General features: G+C 69.9%; 5 protein-coding genes. 4 read left to right on the forward strand and 1 reads right to left on the reverse strand.

Features of this window, described 5'->3' with window-relative positions:
- The first annotated feature begins 22 nt into the window (after positions 1 to 22).
- The 3 genes from QK444_RS32045 (at position 23) to QK444_RS32055 (ending at position 3,580) form a co-directional block, all read left to right on the forward strand.
- Positions 23 to 1,444, forward strand: a complete 1,422-nt coding sequence (locus QK444_RS32045; protein WP_282785811.1) for an LCP family protein — start codon at positions 23 to 25, stop codon at positions 1,442 to 1,444.
- Positions 1,432 to 2,151 carry a TIGR03089 family protein gene (locus QK444_RS32050; protein ID WP_282785808.1) on the forward strand — a complete coding sequence of 240 codons (720 nt, stop codon included), beginning with the start codon at positions 1,432 to 1,434 and terminating at the stop codon, positions 2,149 to 2,151. The genes QK444_RS32045 and QK444_RS32050 overlap by 13 nt, the downstream gene beginning before the upstream one ends.
- Positions 2,152 to 2,305: 154 nt before the next feature.
- Positions 2,306 to 3,580 carry a cytochrome P450 gene (locus QK444_RS32055; protein WP_349239553.1) on the forward strand — a complete coding sequence of 425 codons (1,275 nt, stop codon included), beginning with the start codon at positions 2,306 to 2,308 and terminating at the stop codon, positions 3,578 to 3,580.
- Here the strand turns inward: QK444_RS32055 and QK444_RS32060 are convergent.
- Positions 3,577 to 5,151 (reverse strand): carboxylesterase/lipase family protein, encoded by a 1,575-nt coding sequence (locus QK444_RS32060; RefSeq protein ID WP_282785810.1) that lies wholly within the window; start codon positions 5,149 to 5,151, stop codon positions 3,577 to 3,579. The two genes, QK444_RS32055 and QK444_RS32060, sit on opposite strands and share 4 nt — an antisense overlap.
- 96 nt (positions 5,152 to 5,247) lie before the next feature.
- Between QK444_RS32060 and QK444_RS32065 the strand changes: the two genes are divergently transcribed.
- On the forward strand, positions 5,248 to 5,375 hold a 128-nt coding region (locus QK444_RS32065; protein WP_282785812.1), incomplete at its 3' end, for a zinc ribbon domain-containing protein.

Below are 5,375 nucleotides of genomic sequence, written 5' to 3' on the forward strand. Positions count from 1 at the left end.
GCGGGCCGGGCGGCTCGGCGCGATGCGCGCGCTGTCGGCCGCCGCCGCGGTGGCGGTGCTGGTCCTGACCGGTCTCGGCTGGCATCAGGTGGACGGGCTGGTGTCGAGCATCGAGCGCATCGGCAATCTCGGGCTGGGCGGGGGCCGCGACGGCGCGGTGGACATCCTCATGGTCGGCATCGACAGCCGCACCGACGCACACGGCAATCCACTCACCGACACCGAGCGGGCCATGCTGCACGCCGGTGACGAGGAGGGCCTCAACACCGACACCATCGTGCTCATCCGGGTGCCCAACGACGGGCGGTCGGCCACGGCCATCTCCATCCCGCGCGACTCGTATGTGGACATCCCGGGACAGGGCAAGGGCAAGATCAACTCGGCCTTCGGCACCACCAAGTTCACCGAACAGCAGAAGCTGCTCGACAAGGGGGTGGACGCGTCCGAGGCCGACGCGAAATCCACCGAGGCCGGACGGCAGGCGCTGATCAAATCGGTCGCCAACCTGACCGGTATCACCGTGGACCACTACGCCGAGGTGGGCCTGCTCGGTTTCGTCCTGCTCACCGATGCCGTGGGCGGTGTCGAGGTGTGTCTGAACGACGCCGTCTACGAACCGTATTCGGGTGCCGACTTCCCCGCCGGAGAGCAGCGGCTCGACGGCGCGCAGGCGCTGAGCTTCGTCCGCCAGCGCCACGGCCTGCCCCGGGGCGACCTGGACCGGATCGTGCGCCAGCAGGTGTACATGGCACAGCTGGTGAATCAGGTGCTCAGCGCCAAGACGCTCACCAATCCGGGCCGCCTGCAACAGCTCAGCGACGCCGTGGGCCGCACCGTGGTGATCGACGACGGCTGGAATGTGCTGGACTTCCTCGGCCAGCTCCAGGATCTCTCCGGTGGCCAGGTGAAATTCGAGACCATTCCGGTCGAAGACCTCAACGGCATGACCGAGGACGGCGTCTCGGTGGTGAAGGTGGACCCGGAGGCCGTCCAGAAGTACGTGGCCGCCATGGTGGGCGAGGAGAAGCCGGAGGAGAAGAAAAACGGCGTCGACCCGTCCACCGTCACCGCCGATGTGTACAACGCCAGCTCCATCGGCGGCCTGGCCGGTCAGGTGTCACAGGCGCTGGCGGGCAAGGGGTTCGGCACCGGCACCGTGGACAACTGGATCGGCGGCCCCATCCAGAGCAGCCGGGTGCTGGCCAGCAGCGCCACCGACCCCGGGGCGCGCGCCGTCGCCGAGGCCCTGGGCGGACTGCCGGTGATGAGCGAGCCGGGCCTGGCGGCGGGGGCGGTGCGCGTGCTGCTTGCGGGTGACTACTCTGGTCCGGGCTCGTCGGCGGACGGCGGCGTCGACTTCACCGGAATGTCGACCACCCCCACGCCGGTGCCGCCCGCCCCACCCATCGACGCCGGGCAGAACGGACCGAAATGCGTGAACTGACCGAGACCCTCACCGAAGCGGTGCTCGACCCGATCCTGGCCCGCGACCCCGCGGGCCCCCGCATCACCTACTACGACGACACCACCGGTGCGCGTATCGAACTGTCCGCGCTCACCCTCGCCAACTGGGCGGCCAAGACCGCCAATATGATCCGCGACGAATTCGGGCTCACCCCGGGCGCGCGGGTGGCCGTGCTGCTGCCCGCGCACTGGCAGACCGCCGCGGTGCTGCTGGGCTGCTGGTGGGCGGGCACCGAGGTGGTGCTGCGCGCCGACCCGGACGCCGAGCTGGCGCTGGTGACCGCCGACCGCGTCGACGAGGCCGACGGCATCGCCGAGGTGGCCGCGCTGTCACTGGATCCGATGGGCATGCCGGTGCGAGATCTGCCGATCGGTGTCACCGATTACGCCACCTCGGTGCGCGTGCACGGCGATCAGTTCCTGCCCGGCGGCGTCGGTGCGGCACTGGACGGCATGACAGCGGGCGCGGTCCTGGACGAGGCCCGCAAATCCGCGGCGCGACAAGGCTTCACGGCCGAGGACCGGGTGCTGTCGACCACGCCGTGGGAGACGCCGACCGAGTTGATCGACGGCCTGGTGGCGGTGCTGGCGGCGGGGGCTTCGCTGGTGCAGGTGGCGAATCCCGATCCGGCGGTCCAGGAGAAGCGGGTGGCCAGCGAGCGGGTCACCGCACGCCGCGGCGACTGATCGCGCTCGCCAGCCGCGGTACGCACTCATACCGTGGTAGGACCTGCGGCTCCCGCCGTGGAACGTTCCGGACCGCACCGGATTTCCGTACCGTCTAGACATCCGACGACGACGGGAGTCAGCGGCGATGATGCCTCGGTACTGGATTCGATGGATGGTGGAGCAGGGAGCGCCCCGCTGGGTGATGCGCTGGCAGGCCCGCCGCGGCGATCCGTTCGGCAAGCTGCACACCGAACCGGAGGCACGGCGGGACCCGTACCCGCTCATCGAGGAGCTGCGCGAGCGCGGTCGGCTGGTGCGCACCCCGTACGCGTGGATCGCCACCGACTACGAACTCACCCGAAGCATGCTGCGCGACAATCGCTTCGGCGTCTTCGTCCTCGACAATGTGAACACCCCCGCACCGTTGCGCGCTGTGGTGCGCAGGGCCGCGCTGCCCGCCAATCCGGTGGAGCCGCCGTCCATGCTCACCATCGACCCGCCCGATCACACCCGCATTCGCAAATCGGTGTCCGCGGCCTTCACCCCGCGCGCCGTCGGCCGCCTCCGGGACCGGGTGGAGTCGGTGACCGCGGAACTGATCGACGCGCTCGGAGCGAACGGGTCGACCGATCTGGTCGCGGACTTCGCCGCGCAGGTGCCGATCGCCATCATCTCCGAGATGCTCGGCTTCCCGGACGAGATGCGCGCGGAGTTCCTGGAGTGGGGCGACCGCACCACGCCCATGCTCGATCTGGGGCTCACCTGGCGCAGCTGGCGCGGCGCGGCGGGCGCCATCGCGCAGATGGACCGCTACCTCGACGGACATATCGCACGGCTGCGCCGGGAGCCCGGCGAGGACATCCTCAGCAGCCTGGTCGCCGCCGGACACCTCGACGAACGGGAGCTGAAGGCCACCGCCACCCTGCTCATGGGCGCGGGCTTCGAGACCACCGTCAACCTCATCGGCAACGCGGTGGTGCAGTTGCTGGCGCATCCGGAGCAGTTGGCGCGGCTGCGCGCGGAACCGGACCTGTGGGCGGGCGCCGTGGAGGAGGTGCTGCGGTTCGATCCGCCGGTGCGCACCACCGCCCGGCAGGCGCTGTGCGATGTGGAACTCGACGGCGTGCGACTGCGGCGGGGTGCGGTGGTGGTGCTGTCCCTGGCGGGGGCCAATCGGGATCCTCGCATGTTCACCGACCCCAACCATTTCGACATCACCCGCTCCAATGCTCGTGAACACCTCACCTTTTCGATCGGCATCCACACCTGTCTGGGGGCCGCCCTGGCGCGGATGGAGGCCACGCACGCACTGCGCACCCTCTTCGAGCAGTTCCCGGAACTGTCACTGGCGGGCGAACCTCAACTGCGAGAGCTGTTCACACTGCACGGATATCAGCGCATGCCGGTGACGCTGGGCAATCGAGCGCACGCGCCCGTCCAGCCCTAGAAGAACCCCACGGCCTCGCTGCCCCACACCGCGTTCCGGTCCCGGTCGGGATCGTCGACCACCCGGTCGTTGGCGTCGATGACCAGGGTGGTGCGGGTGTTCTCGTGGTAGGGCGGCCAGTGTTTGGACCCGTCCAGCGCCGCGGGCACCCCGTGTTCGGCGAAGGCCAGCCAGCGCCGCATGATGCGACCCGAAACCTCCTGCGCCACTTTGCGTCCGCCCAGCCAGAAGGTCGGGTCGTAGTTGAAGGAGCCGAAATTGCCGAAGACGTACGGCAATTCGGTGGCATGTCCGGCGCCGACCCGAGCCGCGCGCAACATGGGGGTGGCGTAGTCGAAGCGATACATCCAGGTGGGCGAATGCCGGGAGTGGGCGTCGGCCACCCAGTGCGCGGGCATCCGGAAGGCGGCGTCGGTGGACATGGCCAGCGCCCCACGGGTGGAGGTGAGATCCGGGTAGGCGGAGGTGATCTCGGCGATCCGGGCGGGCGAGAGCCCCGGATGTTCCTCGGCCACGCTGCGCAGCATGGCGTTCACCGCGTCCGGGGTGACCGGCATGATCGGCGAGCGGAAGAACCGGAACAGCGACGCCTCGTCCTTGTTGGTGCCGATGATGAGCGGCACCCGATGCGAGCGTCCGTCCCGGAAGCGTTCGGTGGGGTACGCCGGGAGCAGGTCACCGTCCACCACGGGGGCGGCGGCCAGGCGGCCGGGTTCGGTGAGCGGCACCTCGTCGAGCAGCACCCCGGCGGCGGGGAGCAGCACCTCGACCGGACACTCCAGCAAGTCGCCGACGCGCTCGCGGGGCAGGTCCAGGATCTCCAGGTAGCGCCGGGCCACGGCCTCGGTCCGCTCCTTACCGAAAACCGTGGTGGCGGGCGGTGATTCGGCGATGGCACGATGGAACAGGCCCGCCGCGCGGGGTGCGGTCAGCAGTGCGGTGACGCAGCCCGCGCCCGAGGATTCGCCGAACAGGGTGACATTGCCCGGATCGCCACCGAAGGCGGCGATATTGTCGCGCACCCATTCCAGGGCGGCGATCTGGTCGTGCAGGCCCAGATTGGGGGTGAACTCCGGACCCAGCGAGGACAGGTCGAGGAAGCCGAGCACCCCGATCCGGTAGTTCACCGACACCAGGATCACCTTGCCGGTCTCCACCAGTTTGCGGCCGTCGTAGATCTCCTGGGCGGCGGTGCCCAGGCAGTACGCGCCGCCGTGCAGCCACACCATGACCGGGCGGGGTTCCTCGGAGGGCGCGGCGGAGGCCCATACGTTCACCCAGAGACAGTCCTCCCCCATGCGCAGGGTGGAGTCGACCGGCACCATGACGCCGAGGGTCTGCGGGGCGATCTCGCCGTATTCCAGGCAGTCGCGCACGCCCTCCCACGGCTCGGGCGGTCGCGGCGGCGCGAACCGGTGCGGTCCGGCCGCCGGGGCGGCGTAGGGGATGCTGCGCCACACGTGGGCATCGCCCTCGCGTCGGCCGCGCACCGCTCCGAATTCGGTCTTGACCACCGGGCCGTTCGCGAGAACATCCGCCTCGGGGGCATCGAAGGATTCCGCAGCGCTCACACCAGACCTCCTCGTACTCCGTATTCGAGGGTACTGGCTGATACGACCGCGCTATCGACACCGCCGACCAGCGTGCCGTTGGTCTACCCTGACGTCGTGCCGAGTTATGCGTACCGTTGCCGCGGCTGCGGCGACACCTTCGAACTGACGCGCCCCATGGCCGAGGCGTCCGCCCCGGCCACCTGCCCGCACGGGCATGCCGACACCGTGAAACTGCTGACCAC

It is taken from the genome of Nocardia sp. CC201C, assembly GCF_030010695.1.
Taxonomy (GTDB): Bacteria; Actinomycetota; Actinomycetes; order Mycobacteriales; family Mycobacteriaceae; genus Nocardia; species Nocardia otitidiscaviarum.

What these genes read in the sequence shown, in the direction of transcription:
- QK444_RS32045 (WP_282785811.1), top strand. Translation starts at nt 23, where the DNA reads ATGCGCGCGCTGTCGGCCGCCGCCGCGGTGGCGGTGCTGGTCCTGACC.
- QK444_RS32055 (WP_349239553.1), top strand. Translation starts at nt 2,306, where the DNA reads ATGGTGGAGCAGGGAGCGCCCCGCTGGGTGATGCGCTGGCAGGCCCGC.
- QK444_RS32050 (WP_282785808.1), top strand. Translation starts at nt 1,432, where the DNA reads ATGCGTGAACTGACCGAGACCCTCACCGAAGCGGTGCTCGACCCGATC.